The sequence below is a fragment of the Sulfitobacter sp. L-8 genome (assembly GCF_056859255.1).
Map to the genome: position 1 here is coordinate 203,794 of NZ_JBSXOD010000053.1, position 17,935 is coordinate 221,728.

The window sequence follows — 17,935 nt, forward strand, 5'->3', positions numbered from 1 at the left end:
AGTGTCACCATTCCTCTATTGAGCGCTGGAAAGCGGTACGATGTCAAATAAAACTGCTGCGAGACTGTGCGGATATTGGCGCAATATTACCAAGACTTTTTAGGAGATACGGAAATTATCGCCCAGGTACACGCGCCGAACATTCTCGTTCTCCACGACTTCATCGGGTGTGCCGGACATCAAAACCTTACCCTCGTGTAGAATGTAGGCCCGATCCACAATTTCAAGCGTTTCGCGCACGTTGTGGTCGGTGATAAGCACGCCGATACCGCGTTTCTTGAGATCGGAGACAAGGTGCCTGATATCGTCGACCGAAATAGGGTCCACGCCCGCGAAAGGTTCATCCAGCAGCAAATACTTGGGATTGGCCGCCAAACAGCGGGCGATTTCGACACGGCGCCGTTCTCCGCCCGACAGGGCAAGCGCCGGTGCGCGACGCAGGTGTTCTATCGAAAATTCCGATAGCAATGCTTCAAGCCGCTCGCGCCGCTTGCGGGCACCCGAAACGGAAATGTCGAGAATGGCGGCGATGTTATCCTGCACACTTAGGCCGCGAAAGATGCTCATCTCTTGCGGCAGATACCCGATGCCAAGCTGCGCGCGGCGGTACATCGGCAGCGACGTCACGTCTTTACCGTCAATGGTGACGGTGCCGCCCTCCGGCATGACCAGACCCGCCACGGCATAGAAGGTTGTGGTCTTGCCAGACCCGTTCGGGCCCAGCAGCGCCACGACCTCCCCTCTGTCAAGCGTCATCGAAAAATCGCGAATCACGGTTTTCTTGCGGTATGACTTGCGCAGATGTTCTATGCGCAGCCCGCTCGAGCCTTCGGCGACAGTCAGCGAAGGTTTGGGCATCAGTTATTACTGCCGGGTTGCAGTATAGTTTTAACTCTGCCTGACATGCGCGCAGTGCCCTCAGAAAGGTTGACGGTCATGGTGTTCGAACTGATCGCATTTTGCCCCTGTGACAGCAGCACATTGCCCGACATGACGATTTCCCCGGTATCGATATCATAATCGGCACGCTCTGATTCGGCCGCGTCCTGACCAGATACCAAGGTAACACCACCAGTCGCTTCAAGCCGCGCAATGCCAGTGTTCTTGTCGCGGTAAACTACCAGGACACGTGCCGCGGAAAGGCGCATTTCACCCTGACCAATTATGACATTATCGGTAAATACAGCGGTACCGGTAGCCTGATCGACAGCCAGATTGTCTGCCGTCACTTCTACGGGCAAGCTTGTATCTTGCCGGATCGTTCCGAAAGCCACATTTGTGCCCTGCGCCGCAAGCGGGAGCGCGGAGAAAAATAGGAAAATGGGCAGAAGCAAAGATTTCATGCTCGTCACTCTATCAAAGGTTTCGGTTTGTATATCAGCTTCACCCGGTTTGTGAAAAGCAATTGGGGCGCTTCGTCATTTTCGGCCTGAGTGACAGACATTGCTCCGGCCTCCAGGGTACCGGCAGGAGCGGTTCCGAATACCGCACCCGGAGATTTGACGTTCAGGTTTGACAATTCTGACGTCATCTTTTCACTGGTCAATCGATAGCCTGTGGAGGTTGTGAATATGACATCACCCAGTAATTCGGCGTAGTCTTGCGCCAAGTCAAAATCTGCCGTGTCCGATTGCAGTCGGAACGTCGTGCCGTTGGGGGTGCTGATCGTCGCCCGGAGATTGCGGGCACGGTTGGTCCCCACCTTGCCATCCGGCGTGGTCAGCACGTCCGCATAAAACGATAGGGCGTCGCCGGAAGAGCTTGCGCCCGAAAAGAACGGCCCGGTGATTTGCTGATCGCGCAACCTGTCCTGGATATCCTTTTCCGCAAATGGCAAAGCCTGTCCGGGATCGATGGCGCGTGACAGGAGAAACAAGGTGGATAGCAGACCAAGTGCCATCAGGGGAAACAGCACCTTGAGCCAGGACACCAGACGTGTGTAGCGATCCCTTTGCATCGGAGCGCTAGCCCAAACCGATACGCAGGCAGTCGTGAATATGAAGCAAGCCAGTTGGCTTGTTGTTTCCATCAGGTTCGACAACCACAAGACAGGTAATCTTGCGACCATTCATGATACCTACGGCCTTTTCAGCCAAAGCGTTGGGGGCGATGGTCACGGGGTTGCTTGTCATCACGTCACGGGCGGTTTTCGACAGCAACCCATCAAGATGACGGCCAAGATCGCCGCTTGTGATGATACCTTGCAAGGTACCGTCAGCGTCGGCAACGATAACGACCCCAAAGGATTTGCTGCTCAGGGCCATCAGGGCTTCGGACATGGGAGCATCAGCCTGCACCAACGGCAGGGCATCGCCTGTGTGCATCAGATCCGCGACGCGGTTCAGTCGCGCACCCAGTTTGCCACCGGGGTGAAACTCGCGAAAATGCTCGGCTGTAAAGGCGCGGTTTTCCATCAATGCGATCGCTACTGCATCACCCATCGCCAGCGTCATGGTGGTTGACGTCGAGGGGACAACGCCGGTCCCACAGGCCTCGGACAACTGCGGCAGTTGCAAGATGACATCGCATTGGGTGCCAAGGCTGCTTTCTGCCCGACTCGTGATGCCGATCAGTGGAATGGAAAAGCGGCGCGAATAAGAGATCAAGTTTGCCAACTCGGGCGCTTCGCCTGAGTTGGAGATCGCCAGTACCACATCATCGCTGGTGATCATGCCCAAGTCGCCGTGGCTCGCTTCGGCGGGGTGAACGAACTGTGCGGGTGTACCCGTGCTGGCCAAGGTCGCGGCAATCTTTTTGGCAATATGGCCGGATTTGCCGATGCCGGTGACGATCACCCGGCCGCGCGTCGCGACAAGCATGTCAATCGCTTGGCGAAATCTGTCATCAAGGCTGTCCGCCAGTTGCACCAGTGCTTCTGCTTCGGTGCGAATGACGCGGCGGGCGGTATCTAGGAATGGGGTGCTCATGCGTGTGCAAAAATATCCGTTTCGGGCCAGCCTGCCAGATCCAACTGGGCACGGGTTGGCAAAAATTCAAAACACGCTTGCGCGAGCTCGACACGACCTTCGCGGATCAGCATCTGGTTCAGTGTGTCCCGCAGCTTGTGCAGGTGCAATACGTCGGACGCAGCATACTCTATCTGCGCTTTAGTCAGCTTTTCCGCACCCCAATCGCTGGATTGCTGTTGCTTTGACAGATCGATGCCCAACAATTCCTGACATAGCTTTGCCAACCCGTGCCGATCGGTATAGGTGCGCACAAGACGGCTGGCGATTTTGGTGCAGTACACAGGATATGTGGTGACACCAAAGGTATTCAACAAGGCCGCGATATCAAACCTGCCATAATGAAACAGCTTGAGCACGTTCCGGTTTTCCAAAAGACGACACAGGTTCGGGGCGTCGGTTTGCCCCGGTGCGATCTGGATCAGATGGGCGTTGCCGTCACCGCCCGAAAGCTGAACCACACACAAGCGATCACGATGTGGGTGCAGGCCCATGGTTTCGCAGTCGATCGCCACGATGGGGCCCAGATCCAACCCGTCAGGCAAGTCATGTTGATAAAGTCTATTTGTCATGGCTTTCCTATATCGCCCCACGTCGCCGTGCGAAAGTGTCGCTTTCGCGGGTTCCCTATAACACCGATATCTCTGATAGATCGGGGCGGGGGTAGCGTTCAAGCAGATCGGCAACCAGGACATGCGCTTTGAGCCCGGGCCATTCATCGCGCATCAAGGGGCGTGGAAGCGACGGATGCTTCAGCGCCAGCCTGCGCCAGTTGTGCACGATCAGGCATCGCAATGTAGCGATTTCAAGCGGGGTAAGGTCTGTGGGGGACGGTAAGAAGCGGGCAGTCTGCTCAAGTGCATGGGCAAGCTGATCGTAGCTTTCAGCCAATTGCGCGGGCTCAAGCTGGAGCTTCATCCATTCGGGAACCTTTTGACCGACCAGTGCCACCGCACCCACCGGCACCTTGGAGGAGGCCGGGCCAACATAGCAGCGCGGAAGGAACGCGGTGAAGCCTGCCTGTTCCAGTGTGGGCGTGCCCACGTCTTCGGTCATGACCATTTGCCACGACTGATCAAGATCTCCCGGCGTGGCATATATGCGCGGACTGGCCGCCTGACTTTGATTGCGGCCTTCCCGGGTCAGGCTGTGTCGGCTTATGCGCCCGTGTTTTTCCGATGCGATCCAGTTGTCCTTGCGCAACCGATGCAAGGCAACGCGGGCAGCTTCGGGGCGTACGTCCATAGCAGTCATGATCGCGGACAGCACCGGGCCGTTGATGGCATCACCGTCGCGCCGCGCGAGATCGCCGAAAAGGCTGATCATCAGCGACCAGACCCGCTGGCCTTTCAAATCCTTGAGGGCGTTGGTCGCCTCGGCGAAGGTTTTAGTACGCATTCATCGTCAGCAATTCATACTCGGCCACGGCGGCATCATCCTGATTGGTCAGGGTCACGTGCCAGCGTACCTCACCGTATTCGTCATTGCGAGGCGTCTTTGCCTTGACGCTGAGCCGGACCTTGATGCTGTCGCCCGCCTGCACCGGTGCCATAAAGCGCAGGTTATCCAGCCCGGTATTCGCCAGCACAGGGCCGGGGTCGGGCTGCACGAACAGCCCTGCGGCAAAGCTCAGCAGCAGATAGCCATGGGCGACACGGCCCGGAAAGAACGGGTTCGCCTTGGCGGCGGCGTCATCCATATGCGCGTAAAACGTATCACCGGTGAAATGGGCGAAAGTCTCGATATCCTCCAGCGACACGGTGCGGCTGGCAGAATTGAACGTCTCGCCCAGATCCAGCGCGCCAAAGCGGCGGGTGAACGGGTGGTCGCGGTCCGAAATCTCGGTCGCGCCGGGCACCCATTGCTTGCCGATGGCGGTCAGAATATCGGGGCTGCCCTGAATGGCGGTGCGCTGCATGTAATGCATGACACCGCGCACGCCGCCCAGTTCCTCGCCGCCACCTGCACGCCCCGGACCCCCGTGGACCATATGGGGCAGGGGGGCACCGTGGCCCGTCGCCTCGGCCATCGAGTCGCGGTTGTTGAAATAGAGCCGCCCGTGAAACGCGCCTGCGCCCATCACCATGTCGCGCGCGGTCTTGCCGTCGCGGGTGATGATGGATGCGACCAGTGACCCTTTGCCCTTGTTCAGCAGCGCGATGGCGTGATCGGTGTCGCGGTAAGGCACGATGGTGGACACAGGGCCGAAAGCCTCGGTGTCGTGCACATGCGTGGCGGCATCGGGATCGGCGCAGTGGAACAGCATCGGCGGGACAAAGGCACCTTTCTGGGCATCCGCACCCTCGACCGCAAAGGCATCGGGGTCACCAAAGACACGCGTCGCCTCTGTCCTGATCAGGGCGGCTTTCTCCAGCACGTCGCGGCGCTGCGATTGTGAAACAAGCGCGCCCATTTTCGTGCCTTCAAGCCGCGGATCGCCGATGGTGACTTTGGCCAATCGTTCCGACAGCGCGGCGATCAGCGCATCCACATGGGGTTGCGGTACCATGATCCGGCGGATGGCGGTGCATTTCTGCCCCGCCTTAGCCGTCATCTCGCGCTGGATCTCTTTCACAAACAGATCAAACTCGGGCGTGCCAGGGCCCGCATCAGACCCTAACACAGAAGCATTGAGGCTGTCCTGTTCAGACGCGAAACGGACGGAGCGTTCGACCAACACAGGGGTGCCGCGCAGTTGTAGCGCGGTTTCGGCAGAGCCTGTAAAACTGACGACATCCTGACAATCGAGGTGGTCCAGCATATCGCCCAAGCCCCCCGTCACCAATTGGATCGCGCCGTCTGGCAGAATACCGGATTGGATCATCAGGCGGAAACAGGCCTCGGTCACCTGACAGGTGGCGGTGGCGGGTTTGACGATGGCAGGCACCCCGGCCAGCAGCGTCGGGGCGAGCTTTTCCAACATGCCCCAAACGGGGAAGTTGAAAGCGTTGATATGCACCGCAACGCCCTGCATCGGTGTGCAGATGTGGCGGCCCATGAACTGACCCGCGCGGCCCAGCTGTTCGACGGGACCATCAAGATAGACCTGATCATCTGGCATTTCGCGGCGACCTTTGGCGGCGTAGACCTGCATCGTGCCGATCCCGCCATCCACATCGATCATGTGGTCAGCCTGCGTGCCGCCTGTGTCGAACGACAGCTCGTAAAGGCTCTGTTTATGGTCATTGAGGTAGAGCGCGACGGCCTTGAGCATCCGGGCACGGTCGTGAAAGGTCAGCTTGCGCAGGGCGGGGCCGCCGATGTCGCGGGCATAGGCCAGCATCGTCTGAACCTGCAGCGCGTCATTGCCGGCTTGGGCGATCACATCGCCGGTGATAGCGCTTGCGATGTTGCGTGCACCGGCACCGGGGTTGATCCATTGTCCGGCGGCAAAGCTTTGGATATCGCGCATATTGGGCCCCTTAGTGATGGTCGTAGTCAATGAAAAGCGTGTCGCTCAGCGGATAGCTTTGGCAGCTCAGCCGGTATCCGCGTTCGACTTCGTAGTCCTCCAGCGCGTGGTTCGACAGCATCTCGACCTCGCCTTCGGTGACCTTGCACATGCAGGTCGAACAGACCCCCGCCTTGCAGGCAAAGGGCGCATCAAGCTTATTCTCTAGCGCGGCATCCAGCACCGACTGCCCCTTGGCCATGGTAAAGCTGTGCTGCGCGCCGTCGATTTTCACGGTCACCTGCGTTTGCGCCTGACCTTCGCTGCGCTTGGCCATTTCCTGTTTCGCCAGACGGCCCTGCTGGCTTTCGCTGAACAGTTCGAACTTGATCTGATCAGGCTCTAACCCGTGGGTTTTCAGGGCATCCGCGATGGCCAACATCATCGGCTCCGGCCCGCAGATAAAGGCCATGTCCATGTCCGACACGTCGATCCAGGTCTTGAACAACTCGGCGCATTTATTCTGGTCTACACGGCCGGTGAACAGGTCGATGTCCTGCCCGCTTTCCAGCATGTGAATGACGCTCAACCGGCCCATATAGCGGTTCTTGAGATCTTCCAGCTCTTCGCGGAACATGATCGTGTTCACAGCGCGGTTGGCATAGACCAGCGTAAAGGTCGATTTGGGCTCGCGTTTCAGCACCGTCTTGAGGATCGACAGAACGGGTGTGATACCCGACCCGCCGGCAAAGCCAAGGTAATTCCGCGCGCGATCAGGCTCTAACCCGACGGAAAACGTGCCTTGGGGGGGCATGGCATGCAGCGTATCCCCGACCTTCAATACCTCGTTCGCAAAGGTAGAGAAGGCGCCGCCATCGACCCGCTTGATCCCCACTTGCAGCACGCCGTCGCCCAGACCGGCGCAAATGGAATAGTTACGGCGCAGCTCGGTCCCGTCGAAATCCTGTTTGAAGGTCAGATACTGACCCTGTTTGAAGGCAAACGCCTGTGGGTCTTCGGGTTGTAGGGTCAAGACCACCGCGTCACGGATGGTGTGGTGAATATCAGTCACTAATAAGGGGAGGAATTGGCTCATGGGTCAGATACACTTAAAATAATCGAAGGGTTCCAGACAGTCGGTGCAGCGCCATTGCGCCTTGCAGGGTGTCGATCCGAACTGGCTGATCTTTTCCAGATGCGTCGATTGGCAACGGGGGCAGCGTTCGGGGCCACCTGCGGGTTGGGGCGGGGCGATGCCGTAGCTTTCCAGCTTGGCGCGACCCGCGTCGGTCATCCAGTCAGAGGTCCAGGCAGGCGAAAGTTGGCGCTTTAGAGCCAGTTTTTCGATCCCGTGCCCGCGTAATGCCGCTTCGATATCAAGGTTGATGATCGTCGTCGCGGGGCAGCCGGAGTATGTCGGCGTCACCGTGACCTCTAGCGTGTCATCCTGCCATTGCACATCGCGGATGATCCCCAGATCGGTAAGCGATATCACCGGAATCTCGGGGTCCGGCACGGCGTGGAGCCAGCCCCAAATCGTCTCTAACGAAGGCTTTTCGACTACCATGTCGCATCCGGGTAGGCGCGTTGCAGCCATTGCATCTGCGTCAGCATATGCCCCAGATGTTCCGAATGGCGTTTGCCAGATTTGCCGCCGCGATGGCCGAAGTCGGTTTCGGGCCGTGTCAGCGTGGCGGCGGTGAATACATCGTTCACCAAGGTATCATAGGCGGGGCGCAGGGACGCAGGATCGGGCGCGATGCCCGTTGCGACCATAGCCTCGTCCACGGCGTCCGCGACGAACATTTCCCCGACATAGGGCCACAACAGGTCCAGCGCGTTCTGCATGCGGCGGTGGCTTTCCTCGGTCCCGTCGCCAAGGCCGATCACCGTGTCTGTCGCGCGCTCCAGATGGTAGGTCACCTCTTTGCTCGACTTTTCCGCGATGGCGGTGATCTGTGCATCGCTGCTTTCCATCAGGGCGGTCAGCTGCGACAGGTGCCATGCGTCAAACAGGAACTGGCGCATGATCGTCTGGCCGAAATCGCCGTTGGGCTGTTCGACCAACAACAGATTGCGGAAATCCCAGACGTCACGGTGAAAGGCAAGCCGATCCGCATCGCGACCCGCGTCTTCGACCTTACCCGCCAGATCCAGCCAAAGTGTGGTCTGGCCGATCAGGTCCAGCGCGGTATTCGCCAGCGCGATGTCTTCCTCCAGCACGGGGGCGTGGCCGCACCATTCCGAAACGCGGTGTCCCAGAACAAGGGTGTTATCCCCCATTCGGCATAGAAATTCGAACAAATCGCCTTTGTTAGGGTCTATATTTGCCGTGCTCACATCGCCCCCACTTCGTCTGGAATGTCAAAGAAGGTGGGGTGGCGATAGACTTTGTCGTTGGCGGGCTCGTACAGCGGGCCTTTTTCCTCGGGCGAGGAGGCGGCGATATGGGCGGCCTCGACGACCCAGATGCTCACGCCTTCGTTGCGGCGGGTGTAGACATCGCGGGCGTTCTTGATCGCCATTTCGGCGTCAGCGGCGTGAAGCGACCCGACGTGGCGATGGCTCAGCCCGTGCTGACCGCGAATGAAAACCTCGAACAGGGGCCATTCATCGGCGCGAGCCTTGCCGTGGTCGACCGCTTGGGTGCCGGGGTAGGGTTTTGCTTCCGGGCTGCTCATCTTGCTTACTCCGCTGCCAGTTTCGCGGCGCGTTTCTTCGCCGCATGTGCCATCAAACCGTCCCGCACCCACGCGCCGTCGTCCCACGCCTTGTTGCGCGCGGCGAGCCGTTCGGTATTGCAGGGGCCATTGCCCTTGAGCACGTCAAAGAATTCGTCCCAATCGGGCTGGGTAAAGTCGTAATGCCTGCGTTCCTCGTTCCACTTCAGATCGGGGTCGGGAACGGTGAGGCCCAGATATTCGGCCTGCGGGACACATTCATCGACGAACTTCTGACGCAGTTCGTCATTGGAATTCATCTTGATCTTCCACGCCATCGATTGTGCCGAATGGACAGAGTTTTCGTCCGACGGGCCAAACATCATCAGCGCGGGACCCCAGAAGCGGTTCAGCGCGTCCTGCGCCATCTTGCGCTGCGCGTCTGTGCCCTTCGCCATCTTCATCATGATGTCGTAGCCCTGGCGCTGGTGGAACGATTCCTCTTTGCAGATACGCACCATCGCGCGGGCATAGGGACCGTAGGATGTGCGTTGCAGGGGCACCTGATTCATGATCGCGGCCCCATCCACGAGCCAGCCCACAGCCCCCATATCGGCCCATGTCAGGGTCGGATAATTAAAGATAGAGCTGTATTTCATTTTGCCCGACAGAAGGTCGCGGGTCAGCTGGTCACGGCTGACCCCCAGTGTTTCAGCGGCACAATACAGATACAGACCGTGGCCTGCCTCGTCCTGCACCTTGGCCAGCAGGATCGCCTTACGCTCCAGCGTCGGGGCGCGGGTGATCCAGTTGCCTTCTGGCAACTGGCCCACGATTTCCGAATGCGCGTGCTGGCCGATCTGACGGATCAAGTTCTTGCGATACCCCTCCGGCATCCAGTCTTTCGGTTCGATCTTGCCGCCCGCATTTATCCGTTCCTGAAAGGCGCGTTCCTGCGGATCCATATCTTCGAGAGATTTGACACCTTGGCCGGTGGATTTGATCATCTGTGCATACATCGTTCAGATCCTTTCAGGGGGATAATTGCGTTAAGCGCGTTCGAGGATGATGGCGACGCCTTGGCCGACGCCGACACACATGGTGCACAGCGCATAGCGGCCGCCTGTGCGTTTCAACTGCAGGGCTGCGGTCATGACCAGACGGGCACCGGACATCCCCAGCGGGTGACCGATGGCAATCGCGCCGCCGTTGGCATTCACATGAGGCGCATCATCCGCCACGCCAAGCGCGCGCAATGTGGCGATCCCTTGCGAAGCGAATGCTTCGTTCAGTTCGATCACATCCATCTGGTCGATGGTCAGACCTGCGCGAGCCAGAACTTTCTGGCTGGCAGGAACAGGGCCGATGCCCATGACGCGTGGTTCAACACCGGCGGCAGAGATACCGACAACGCGTGCAATCGGGGTCAGCCCGTGCTGCGACGCCGCTGCTTCGGACGCCATCAGCATCGCCGCCGCGCCGTCGTTGACGCCAGAGGCATTACCCGCGGTCACGGTCAGATCGGGGCCGTTGATCGGGCGCAGCTTGGTCAGCGCTTCGATCGTGGTGCCGGGGCGCGGGTGTTCGTCTCGGTCAAAGACAATCGGGTCGCCCTTGCGCTGCGGGATCGACACGGGGGTGATCTCGTCGGCGAAAACACCGGCCTTGTCCGCCGCTTCCCAGCGGTCCTGACTGCGCTTGGCAAAGACGTCCTGATCTTCGCGGCTGATATCATAATCCGTTGCCACGTTGTCGCCGGTTTCGGGCATGGATTCGACACCGTATTGCGCCTTCATCTTGGGGTTCACAAAGCGCCAGCCGATCGTGGTGTCATATACGGCGTTGCTGCGCGAGAAGGCGGTTTGCGCCTTGGGCATCACGAAAGGCGCGCGGGTCATGCTTTCGACACCGCCGGCAATCGCCAGATCCATGTCGCCGGCCTTGATCGCACGGGCCGCGACGCCGACCGCATCCATGCCAGAGGCACACAGACGGTTGATCGTTGCACCGGGCACATCGACCGGCAGACCGGCCAGTAGGGCGGCCATACGGGCCACATTACGGTTGTCTTCGCCGGCCTGGTTTGCGCAGCCAAAGATCACGTCATCGATTTTGGACCAGTCCAGATCGGGATGGCGTGCCATCAACGCGGCAATTGGTACAGCGGCCAGATCATCAGCCCGAACCGATGAAAGTGCGCCGCCAAAACGGCCAATGGGTGTGCGCTGCGCGTCACAAATATAAGCGTCCATGAAAGTCTCCCTTATTCACAAATGTAGAGATAGATGCGATTCGCAGCAACTTAAATGTTACTTAAAACTGAAAAGTAGCTTAGTTTTGTAACATCAATTCCGGAGCCATCTCGTTTCGTGCAATCCGGGAAGTGCCGGGATGTTCCTTCGGGCATTGGCAGATTGGCAGACGATCAAGCGCAAACGGCTTCTTGATATGCGCGGGCAAATTCTTGGGTATGAATTGTCATGGGCAGGCAACGCCTAAGCGCTGTGGATCCTTCGGCCAATTGAGGATTGCCTGGCTATATTATCGCGGATCCGCCTCGAGGTATCCAAAACCATGCTGATTTGCCTGCGTCATGCAGGGCGAATTCAAGCTATGGTTTCGTTGCGACCGGAAACATAACATCAGTTGGCTGATACGTTTCAAGTGGTGCCCAGGAGAGGCTGTCCTGAGGGAGATCCGGTTTTTCCCTGCTCGGACAAATGAACCCAAGTTTTTAGGGAGAAACCGCTCCATCCGGCTCTGGATGGGGTTCCTGAAAACCGACCCCATTGTGGGGCAGAATGTGGGGCAGATTCTGTGGCAACCTCCACCGCCGATTACCTCGAGCTTCGAGGAAAAACTTACTACCTTCGCATGCGCGTTCCGGCCGAGTTCGCCGACGTCGAACCTCTTCTCGAGATCAACAGGTCGTTGAAGACCCGTGACCGGGTGAACGCCGAGGCAAAATGCGCGAACGCCAGGGTGGCGCTTTTCGCGGAGTGGCGCGCGCGACGTGCCGGAAAGGCGGCCGACACCCGCGCGATCTTCGATACATCGATCGAACTTCTGAAGGGTTGGGGGCTGACGTTTAGCCCACTGGACGACCTGCTGACGGGACCAATCGACGACCTTCTCTCGCGCATCGAGATCGTCGCCAAAATGGACCTGAATTCAGCGGCTGTTCCCGCTGCGCTTGGGACGCTCGATTTACCGGATGCGACGCTCGCTGAGATGGCGGAGCGCATGCCGGATTTGAAGGCGGCCGAGATCCGCGCGAAAAACCCCCGCCAGCGCCGCGAGTGGTGGGGGAACTACAAGCGGGCGGCAAAGGACTTCACCGCAGTGATCGGAAAGCGAACCGTCCTCAAGATCTCCGAGCAGGACGCGACCGAATACGAGGACTATTGGAAGAAGCGTGCGAAGTCCGGCGAGGTGACGTCCAATTACGCGAACAAGCAGGTCCGCTACGTCCGGCAGATGGTCGACGCCCACTTCGAAGATATTCGACTGCCCAACAGCAAGCGTGTCAACTTCTTCAAGGGGCTGGGCGTCAAGAAGCTCGCCTACGATGCGGCGGATGACGATCGGAAGAAATTGCCGCTGCCCGAGGATTGGGTGTGCAAGCGCCTGATCGGCGACAGGGTGCTCGAAGGTTGCAACCAGCAAGCCTCGGACATTGCCATCATTACGGCCATCTGCGGTTGCCGAGCATCTGAGATCTACGACCTGCCAGAAGAAGACATCCACTTGGACGCTCCGATCCCGCACATCATGATTCGTGTTGTGCTGGAGGGAGAGGACAAGCGTGAGCTGAAGATGCAGTCGACATCTCGAGCGATTGTGTTGCAAGGGCCGGCATTGGAAGCAATGCGCCGGCACCCCAAGGGATTCACGAAGTATCGCGGCAAGGCTTCCTACTCTGGTGATGTGAACAACTACCTGCGCAACAACAAACTCTTTCCGTCCCTACCGGAAGAAACAACCGATCGTTACGTGATAAGCGGGCTTCGGCATTCTTTCGAAGACCGGATGGACAAGGCTTCGATGACCAACGAAGAGCGCGCGCAGCTCATGGGACATTCGATCGGCAAGCTTCGTGGACGGCCTGTCTACGGTGCCAAATTGGAGCTGATCATGCGTTCGCTCCTTCAAGAATTGGTTGGGATTGAAGGCGGTGGCTGGAAGCCGCGCCCACGGGCCGAGATCCGGGAGGAGATCGACAGGCTGCTTGAGGAAGCGGGGTATCGGCTCCGTTAACCACGCCGGCGCGCCGGAGATACGGTAATGCCTTTTGCTTCGGTCAGTGGCGTGTCGGCTTGCGCAGCAGAAGGATTGAAGGCCAACACGCCTGCCCATGGTGATCCTTCCATGGACACGGGTCAGTCGACCCTCAATGCGCGGCGCCCCAGGCAGGGGCGCCGTGACGTTCACTCGTCCATCAAAGTCGCTGCTACACGGGCCGCGTCAGCGGCGCTCAGAGAAGCGGATATGAGGTCGTAGAACAGATCGAGTTCACCCAGCGCGGCTGCGAGAGGCTGCACCCCGGGCTCGCGAAAAATGCTCTCGTAACCCCCGCGAACGTGATTTTCATCGCCATGGAAGAAGACGTGAGTGCGTTTCCTGACTTGCCCGCCGAGCAGCTCGATGAGGGTTCTGAGATCCCGGGCGAAGCTGTCGTCGAAGATGTCGCGGCTGGCGATCTTGCTTGCCATCGCCGAGGGGAACGCACGCTGCGCAGGTGGCAGTTCCGGAATGATGGTCTCGTGAAGCTCATCCGCAACGACATCGGCTTGCATCAGCGCGGCAGTGACAACGCCAGTGAGCAGATCCGGGGTCATTTCGATGCCATCAACCAGGGCGGCGAAGCGGGATAGCGTGCGCGACCCACTCATGCTGCCACTCCAGAGGCCAACGGCTCGCGCGCGTCCTTGCGGTATGCTCCAAGGGCGTCAGCGAGGCCATCTGCGAGGATGCAGATCTCTTCGACGACAGGCTCAGCGGGGTCCAACGCAGCGAAACATGCGGCTTCGATCCGATGTGGTTCATGCACGTTCTTGAGCATGAGAAGGTCGACCAAATCGTCGAGCGCGCGCATCGTGCGTGCGGTCGGGCGGCCCTGGCTGGCCAGACCGTCCAGCGCACTCAGAGCGTTGCGGACACCTGGCGACGCGCCCAGCAAAGCTGCGGCGCAGGCGAGCGCATCAGCGTTCTCGCCTGCAAAGGACCGCAGTTCCTGGAGGGCTTTCGACGGTGCGGCAGTGATAGTATCGGTAAAATCGAACATGTTGTCTCCTGGTTTCTCGGAGTGTCCGGCTCAAGACCGGGTCAAGTTCGTTCGATTTCCATTCCTCTCGGGCTGCGGCTCCCCTGGGCACGGCTCTCGCAAAGAGGAGCCGGGACCAGGGTGACGCTGCGCTGTTCATTCTATCGTTCTCCAAGAAATCCCATTGTTGTGCGCCCCGAAACGGGAGTTGGTGGTAGTTAACAGACCGGGGCGCGACGGTGCGGTGGTCAAGTCCTGAGGCCGTGTGATCCCCTCGACAACCAGCATGCGTTCGTGGTTCGACATCCGCCCGAGGACGACGATAAATTCGATCAGTGCCACAGTGTAGATCTCGGCGACCTCATCGCTGCTGCCCGGGTCCGTGGGCGTCACAGCACCCAAGAACAGGTTCCCACAGTAAAGTTCGATATCCCGGGTGCTGATGCATTGGACGATTGTCAGAAATAGGTTCGCCCGGCACTCATGCTGGCGATCTCTTGCGTTGTCTGTCCCATACGGGCTGATCACTTGATCGGTTTCCCTAACGGGTGGTCGATCTATCATGGCAAACCTCCTATCGCCAATCTCCTGCCATGAAAGGAGATGGGCGACGGGTGGTTCAGGCATGATACACACCGCGATCATTCGCTTCGACACCCGGCGCTCGCGAAATCGCCGGACATGCTGGGAGAGGTCGAGGAGAGGGCCTGCCCTCTCTTCGCCGGCCGTGGGGAGCGGCGAGCAGGTGGGGGTCGCGGGGGAGGAGTGCGGAACGACGCTCCCCCGCGCCGTCGGAGACGCCAGGGGGTTTCGAGGGGGAGTGGCGAACGACACCCTCGATCCGCCGGAAGGCGCCGGAGTGCAGGGGTGGCGAACGCCCTGCCGCCGTCTGCGCAAGACCGCCCCCCCGGCGTGAGGGGCCCTCGGAGAGCCGGCGCGTATTCAGGCCCAAAGGGTCGCCTCGGAATACGCATAGTCGGTCCCTATGAGTATTGCGCCCGGCCTCCGGAGGGCGCCCCAGCTCTCTTTTTCGCATCAGCAGGTCTTACCTATGTCCCGTCCGCTTCAAACAAAATCAGGAGGCGGAGCGCAGCGATGCAGGGATATCAGTTTGCCCATATGGAGACCTATTCGGTCAAGGGCGCACCCGGGGCCGGACCCGACGCGACTGCGAAGAAGAAAAGCGGTCAGAAAGCTTGGACAGCACGAGAGATCATTGACGAGGCCGAGCGGAAGGAATTGGCGTCGATGCATGTCGGTGTGGGCGGGCCGCCCCCGGAGATCATCGCCGGCGAGGTTTCAAGCTTCGATGCGCTGCGGAACGCGCATGCCACAGCCTCTGCTAAGAAGGAGAGCTTCCGGTATACGAAGAAGGACGGCAGTGTTCAGGCGCGGCGGCGCAAGCTTCGTGCTGATGCGCCCACCTTGCACACAACCATTGTCTCGCTTCCGATCACTTCTGTGGATGCTCTCGCCGATCCGGCATTGCTGGAGAGCTGCCGGAAGCTTTTTCAGGCGGCCATGGAGGACGAGCGCACGCGTGTCGACCCCCTTGGCGGGAAGATGATGATGGGCGTGATCCACCTCGACGAGAGGATGGTCCACGCTCACTTTTACAGCCTCGACCCGCAGCAGGGGCGGGTCGATCACCTTCACCCCCGAAAGGCGGCCAAGGCAGAGTTCCATGCGACGCGCACAGGAACCGGCGACGATCCGAAGGATGTCCGCAAAGCAGGCAACCGCGCTTACTGCGATGCCATGCGCGTCTGGCAGGATGGTATCCACGAAAACGTCTTCCGAAAGGCAGGGCTCCTCCGTAGGGGCCCAGGAGTGGAGCGCCTCACCACCGCAGAATACAATGACCGCAAGGCGGCACAGGAACAAGCGGCGCGAGATCAAGAGCGAAGCGAGGCGCTGGCGGCACAAATCGCACATCAGGAAGATCAGATCCGCACGATGCTTCGGGAGGCCAGAGCTGCGGCACAGGATCTCACGCGGCAGTCGGTGGATCTCCAAGCCGAGAAAATCGACGTTCTGGTCCAAGCGAGCGAGGCAGCCACAACCAAGGCCCGGGCCGAGGAGGAGATCGAACGCGGAGTGCGTCAGACGGCGGATGCTGAGGCGCTTCAGAGGGCCACGCTCCGAGGCTGGGACGCTGTCGATAACCGAGAGGTCGATTACCGGGAGGAAACCGAGGAAATTACTGAGGGTCTCAAACTCGGCCCCAATGCACCGGTGACGAAGACAGAGCGCGCCACGTTGATCGACGCCATCCGACCGGCATATGATTTCGTGGTCGATATCGCCAAGCGCGCCTTCGCCCAGCGAAAGGCCGAGGCCAACCGTGAAGCCGCTCGCGAGAAAAAGGAAGCCGAGCTGCGTCGCCAAGCTGCAATCGTCGCCCAGGAATTGGAGCGCAGTCGACTTGCGGTTCCAAAGGTCCTGCGTGAAGTCCTCGGCGACAAGGGAATAACTTATGACGAAGAGAGCTTTCCGGGCGCTTGGGCAATCTCCCCAGGGGCCAACCCCAAGGAGATCAGCGATCGTCTGAATGCCTCCCCGAACCTGGATCTTCGGGAGGCCTACTTGGCGACCCGTGATGCGGTTCGTCTGGTGGAAAACGACGAGACGCTTCGCAGAAAATTCGAGATTGGGGTGCAGGTCCTTGAGGCCGGCGCCGCGCAGCGGGGCTTTGATCTTGATACAGGTCGGCAGGATGTTGCGAATGCACTGAGCCCCGATCTGGCCGCGCTTCACCGCGACCAGATGGAGGAGGGGCCAAAAGTCATTCGGAAGGACCAGGCTCGGGTTCGGTAGCAATACCGGGAACGGGAAGGTCAGCTGTCTCCGTCTCATCTTTCTTCGGGGAACGACGGGAGGACTTCTCGGCTTCCGCGTCGGCTCCGGTGTCTACAATCGCAGCTTCGGCGCACTCGTGCGATGCCGGTAACGCAAAAATTTCTTCATGAGCTGCTTCGCTTGCGGGTTTCGTGTTAAGGTCGGCCCCTTCTCCATCAAGTTCGTTTTCGAAGCGGGTGGCAGGCAGTTCTCCGTCAGAAACCAATTCGGCGAAAAGGTTGATCTGACGGGTATCGTCTGCCTCTGCCGCACTTTTCTTATGCTTCTCTGCGTCATCCGGCACAGTCTCTTCCCGACCAAGAAGCCGGCCTTCCAGACCGGCCACAACCACCCGAAGTTCCACGATCTCTTTCTCGAGCTGCGACTGAATCTCTTCCACCGCCTCAGCGCGAGCGGTCATGTCGTAGAGAGCATCCTCCGCCTTGGTGACATCACCTTCGCGCTCGGTGATCTCCTCCCGGAGCTTCTTGAGCTCTTCGGCATGGGCACGCCGATCGGCCCCCGCGATCTCGTCGGCACAACGATAGGCGCCTTCCCAGATAGCAGCTGCGAGCTCGGCGACGTCGGCGGGCATCTCGGGCACAGCGCTCTCGGCCTTTGCCCGGGCCTCCTGTTCGGCGAGGATCGCCTTGATGATTGGTCCGAGGTCGCGGAACGATCCTCCGCCGATCTCGTCCCGGACGTTGGCATATGTAGGGCGCTTGCCCTCTTTGCTAAGTTCGGCGATCGCGGCGCGAACCTTCTTCTCAAGCTGTGTGGCGGTCGTCTTGTTGTTCTTTCCGGCCATGATCGGCTC

General features: G+C 59.6%; 19 protein-coding genes. 2 read left to right on the forward strand and 17 right to left on the reverse strand.

Annotation, left to right across the window (positions count from 1 at the left end; genetic code table 11):
* Nucleotides 1-99: 99 nt before the first annotated feature.
* The 13 genes from lptB to pcaF all read right to left on the reverse strand — a co-directional run bounded on the left by lptB (nucleotide 100) and on the right by pcaF (nucleotide 11,269).
* Complete coding sequence (lptB, locus tag AC13DE_RS14295; protein WP_446297199.1) at nucleotides 100-858, reverse strand: LPS export ABC transporter ATP-binding protein; 759 nt, start codon at nucleotides 856-858, stop codon at nucleotides 100-102.
* The gene (lptA, locus tag AC13DE_RS14300; protein WP_446297200.1) at nucleotides 858-1,343 is read right to left on the reverse strand and encodes a lipopolysaccharide transport periplasmic protein LptA; all 486 of its coding nucleotides are present in this window, start codon (nucleotides 1,341-1,343) and stop codon (nucleotides 858-860) included. The genes lptB and lptA overlap by 1 nt, the downstream gene beginning before the upstream one ends.
* Before the next feature lie 5 nt (nucleotides 1,344-1,348).
* Nucleotides 1,349-1,900 carry a hypothetical protein gene (locus AC13DE_RS14305; protein WP_483048207.1) on the reverse strand — a complete coding sequence of 184 codons (552 nt, stop codon included), beginning with the start codon at nucleotides 1,898-1,900 and terminating at the stop codon, nucleotides 1,349-1,351.
* Nucleotides 1,901-1,964: 64 nt separating this feature from the next.
* Nucleotides 1,965-2,927 (reverse strand): KpsF/GutQ family sugar-phosphate isomerase, encoded by a 963-nt coding sequence (locus AC13DE_RS14310; protein WP_446312769.1) that lies wholly within the window; start codon nucleotides 2,925-2,927, stop codon nucleotides 1,965-1,967.
* Nucleotides 2,924-3,538, reverse strand: coding sequence for a ribonuclease D (locus AC13DE_RS14315; protein ID WP_446297203.1), 615 nt, complete (start codon nucleotides 3,536-3,538; stop codon nucleotides 2,924-2,926). The genes AC13DE_RS14310 and AC13DE_RS14315 overlap by 4 nt, the downstream gene beginning before the upstream one ends.
* A 55-nt stretch (nucleotides 3,539-3,593) precedes the next feature.
* Nucleotides 3,594-4,364, reverse strand: a complete 771-nt coding sequence (locus AC13DE_RS14320; RefSeq protein ID WP_483048208.1) for a PaaX family transcriptional regulator C-terminal domain-containing protein — start codon at nucleotides 4,362-4,364, stop codon at nucleotides 3,594-3,596.
* On the reverse strand, nucleotides 4,354-6,378 hold the full coding sequence (gene paaZ / locus AC13DE_RS14325) for a phenylacetic acid degradation bifunctional protein PaaZ (RefSeq protein ID WP_483048209.1): 2,025 nt from the start codon (nucleotides 6,376-6,378) through the stop codon (nucleotides 4,354-4,356). The genes AC13DE_RS14320 and paaZ overlap by 11 nt, the downstream gene beginning before the upstream one ends.
* 10 nt (nucleotides 6,379-6,388) lie before the next feature.
* Entirely contained in the window at nucleotides 6,389-7,453 is a 1,065-nt protein-coding gene (locus AC13DE_RS14330) for a 2Fe-2S iron-sulfur cluster-binding protein (protein WP_483048210.1), read from the reverse strand.
* Between the two features lie 3 nt (nucleotides 7,454-7,456).
* Nucleotides 7,457-7,924, reverse strand: a complete 468-nt coding sequence (gene paaD, locus AC13DE_RS14335) for a 1,2-phenylacetyl-CoA epoxidase subunit PaaD (protein WP_286758689.1) — start codon at nucleotides 7,922-7,924, stop codon at nucleotides 7,457-7,459.
* A complete protein-coding gene (gene paaC / locus AC13DE_RS14340) occupies nucleotides 7,918-8,640 on the reverse strand; it encodes a 1,2-phenylacetyl-CoA epoxidase subunit PaaC (protein WP_483048437.1) in 723 nt (240 codons plus the stop codon). The genes paaD and paaC overlap by 7 nt, the downstream gene beginning before the upstream one ends.
* Before the next feature lie 53 nt (nucleotides 8,641-8,693).
* A complete protein-coding gene (gene paaB / locus AC13DE_RS14345) occupies nucleotides 8,694-9,038 on the reverse strand; it encodes a 1,2-phenylacetyl-CoA epoxidase subunit PaaB (protein WP_278424979.1) in 345 nt (114 codons plus the stop codon).
* Between the two features lie 5 nt (nucleotides 9,039-9,043).
* On the reverse strand, nucleotides 9,044-10,036 hold the full coding sequence (gene paaA, locus AC13DE_RS14350; RefSeq protein ID WP_483048211.1) for a 1,2-phenylacetyl-CoA epoxidase subunit PaaA: 993 nt from the start codon (nucleotides 10,034-10,036) through the stop codon (nucleotides 9,044-9,046).
* Nucleotides 10,037-10,066: 30 nt separating this feature from the next.
* Nucleotides 10,067-11,269, reverse strand: a complete 1,203-nt coding sequence (pcaF, locus tag AC13DE_RS14355; protein WP_483048212.1) for a 3-oxoadipyl-CoA thiolase — start codon at nucleotides 11,267-11,269, stop codon at nucleotides 10,067-10,069.
* A 565-nt stretch (nucleotides 11,270-11,834) separates the two neighbouring features.
* On the opposite strand from pcaF, the gene AC13DE_RS14360 reads away from it, so the two are divergent.
* A complete protein-coding gene (locus AC13DE_RS14360; RefSeq protein WP_483048213.1) occupies nucleotides 11,835-13,274 on the forward strand; it encodes a DUF6538 domain-containing protein in 1,440 nt (479 codons plus the stop codon).
* 170 nt (nucleotides 13,275-13,444) lie between these two features.
* On the opposite strand, the gene AC13DE_RS14365 is transcribed toward AC13DE_RS14360, so the two are convergent.
* The 3 genes from AC13DE_RS14365 to AC13DE_RS14375 form a co-directional block, all read right to left on the reverse strand.
* Complete coding sequence (locus AC13DE_RS14365) at nucleotides 13,445-13,909, reverse strand: hypothetical protein (RefSeq protein ID WP_483048214.1); 465 nt, start codon at nucleotides 13,907-13,909, stop codon at nucleotides 13,445-13,447.
* The gene (locus AC13DE_RS14370) at nucleotides 13,906-14,301 is read right to left on the reverse strand and encodes a hypothetical protein (RefSeq protein ID WP_483048215.1); all 396 of its coding nucleotides are present in this window, start codon (nucleotides 14,299-14,301) and stop codon (nucleotides 13,906-13,908) included. The genes AC13DE_RS14365 and AC13DE_RS14370 overlap by 4 nt, the downstream gene beginning before the upstream one ends.
* Nucleotides 14,302-14,436: 135 nt before the next feature.
* Nucleotides 14,437-14,844, reverse strand: coding sequence for a hypothetical protein (locus tag AC13DE_RS14375; protein ID WP_483048216.1), 408 nt, complete (start codon nucleotides 14,842-14,844; stop codon nucleotides 14,437-14,439).
* Between the two features lie 531 nt (nucleotides 14,845-15,375).
* Between AC13DE_RS14375 and AC13DE_RS14380 the strand changes: the two genes are divergently transcribed.
* Entirely contained in the window at nucleotides 15,376-17,097 is a 1,722-nt protein-coding gene (locus AC13DE_RS14380; protein WP_483048217.1) for a hypothetical protein, read from the forward strand.
* On the opposite strand, the gene AC13DE_RS14385 is transcribed toward AC13DE_RS14380, so the two are convergent.
* Nucleotides 17,066-17,926, reverse strand: coding sequence for a DNA-binding protein (locus AC13DE_RS14385; RefSeq protein WP_483048218.1), 861 nt, complete (start codon nucleotides 17,924-17,926; stop codon nucleotides 17,066-17,068). The genes AC13DE_RS14380 and AC13DE_RS14385 overlap by 32 nt on opposite strands.
* Nucleotides 17,927-17,935: the final 9 nt, after the last annotated feature.

What these genes read in the sequence shown, in the direction of transcription:
- paaC (WP_483048437.1), bottom strand. Translation starts at nt 8,640, where the DNA reads ATGGGGGATAACACCCTTGTTCTGGGACACCGCGTTTCGGAATGGTGC.
- AC13DE_RS14330 (WP_483048210.1), bottom strand. Translation starts at nt 7,453, where the DNA reads ATGAGCCAATTCCTCCCCTTATTAGTGACTGATATTCACCACACCATC.
- AC13DE_RS14305 (WP_483048207.1), bottom strand. Translation starts at nt 1,900, where the DNA reads ATGGCACTTGGTCTGCTATCCACCTTGTTTCTCCTGTCACGCGCCATC.
- paaB (WP_278424979.1), bottom strand. Translation starts at nt 9,038, where the DNA reads ATGAGCAGCCCGGAAGCAAAACCCTACCCCGGCACCCAAGCGGTCGAC.
- AC13DE_RS14315 (WP_446297203.1), bottom strand. Translation starts at nt 3,538, where the DNA reads ATGACAAATAGACTTTATCAACATGACTTGCCTGACGGGTTGGATCTG.
- paaZ (WP_483048209.1), bottom strand. Translation starts at nt 6,378, where the DNA reads ATGCGCGATATCCAAAGCTTTGCCGCCGGACAATGGATCAACCCCGGT.
- AC13DE_RS14385 (WP_483048218.1), bottom strand. Translation starts at nt 17,926, where the DNA reads ATGGCCGGAAAGAACAACAAGACGACCGCCACACAGCTTGAGAAGAAG.
- AC13DE_RS14370 (WP_483048215.1), bottom strand. Translation starts at nt 14,301, where the DNA reads ATGTTCGATTTTACCGATACTATCACTGCCGCACCGTCGAAAGCCCTC.
- AC13DE_RS14310 (WP_446312769.1), bottom strand. Translation starts at nt 2,927, where the DNA reads ATGAGCACCCCATTCCTAGATACCGCCCGCCGCGTCATTCGCACCGAA.
- lptB (WP_446297199.1), bottom strand. Translation starts at nt 858, where the DNA reads ATGCCCAAACCTTCGCTGACTGTCGCCGAAGGCTCGAGCGGGCTGCGC.
- AC13DE_RS14380 (WP_483048217.1), top strand. Translation starts at nt 15,376, where the DNA reads ATGCAGGGATATCAGTTTGCCCATATGGAGACCTATTCGGTCAAGGGC.
- paaD (WP_286758689.1), bottom strand. Translation starts at nt 7,924, where the DNA reads ATGGTAGTCGAAAAGCCTTCGTTAGAGACGATTTGGGGCTGGCTCCAC.
- pcaF (WP_483048212.1), bottom strand. Translation starts at nt 11,269, where the DNA reads ATGGACGCTTATATTTGTGACGCGCAGCGCACACCCATTGGCCGTTTT.
- AC13DE_RS14320 (WP_483048208.1), bottom strand. Translation starts at nt 4,364, where the DNA reads ATGCGTACTAAAACCTTCGCCGAGGCGACCAACGCCCTCAAGGATTTG.
- lptA (WP_446297200.1), bottom strand. Translation starts at nt 1,343, where the DNA reads ATGAAATCTTTGCTTCTGCCCATTTTCCTATTTTTCTCCGCGCTCCCG.
- AC13DE_RS14375 (WP_483048216.1), bottom strand. Translation starts at nt 14,844, where the DNA reads ATGATAGATCGACCACCCGTTAGGGAAACCGATCAAGTGATCAGCCCG.
- paaA (WP_483048211.1), bottom strand. Translation starts at nt 10,036, where the DNA reads ATGTATGCACAGATGATCAAATCCACCGGCCAAGGTGTCAAATCTCTC.
- AC13DE_RS14365 (WP_483048214.1), bottom strand. Translation starts at nt 13,909, where the DNA reads ATGAGTGGGTCGCGCACGCTATCCCGCTTCGCCGCCCTGGTTGATGGC.